General features: G+C 44.1%; 1 protein-coding gene. It reads left to right on the top strand.

Translation table 11 applies throughout. The annotated features are described in order from the left end of the window. A partial coding sequence (locus FC65_RS11020; RefSeq protein ID WP_162257070.1) for a histidine phosphatase family protein occupies positions 1-368 on the top strand: 368 nt, incomplete at its 5' end. Positions 369-637 lie beyond the last annotated feature (269 nt).

The raw sequence follows: 637 nt of genomic DNA, 5'->3' as shown, positions 1-637 counted from the left end.
AGGCTTGGTTAATGATCGGGGCATCCCACGGCTGTCGCTCGTTTCACGAGATGGCCGTTAAATACTCGATGGATGACACCAAGAATTTCACGAAACAAGCAGATCCGTTCCACAATGCGGAAGACGCCCAGGAATACTGGAAACGTGTCGATGCAGGCTTCGATTATATCAAGAGCATTGCCCACGATGGCGACAACATCTTGCTAGTCAGCCATGGGACCACGATCAGAAGTATCGCAGCTCGTTTTGACAAGAACGTTGATCAGACGGTCGGACCTAAAAATGGCTCCATCACAAAACTAGTGATGAATGGAAACGATGTTCAAGTCGCATACTTTAATCAAACTGATGATGAGTTTAAATATTAAGTTGTAGATAACAAAAGATTCCAGTAAGCTTTGTTGATTTAGCTCGCTGGGATCTTTTTTGCGGCTGAACGTGTAATATATGACTTAGTCTGGGAGACTTTGAGATGCTTTTTTGAATGTGACGCTTACTTCGCCGAAGTTTGCGTTACATCCTCGGTTGTAACACTTACTTCGGTGGATTTTGCATCACATTCTTACTTGTAATACTTACTTCGGCGGAGTTTGCGTTACATTCCCGCTTGTAACACTTACTTCGCCAGAGTTTGCGT

The organism is Ligilactobacillus acidipiscis DSM 15836, assembly GCF_001435755.1.
Taxonomy (GTDB): Bacteria; Bacillota; Bacilli; order Lactobacillales; family Lactobacillaceae; genus Ligilactobacillus; species Ligilactobacillus acidipiscis.
Note: the sequence above shows the minus strand (reverse complement) of the source record. Positions and strands in the feature narration are given on the sequence as shown.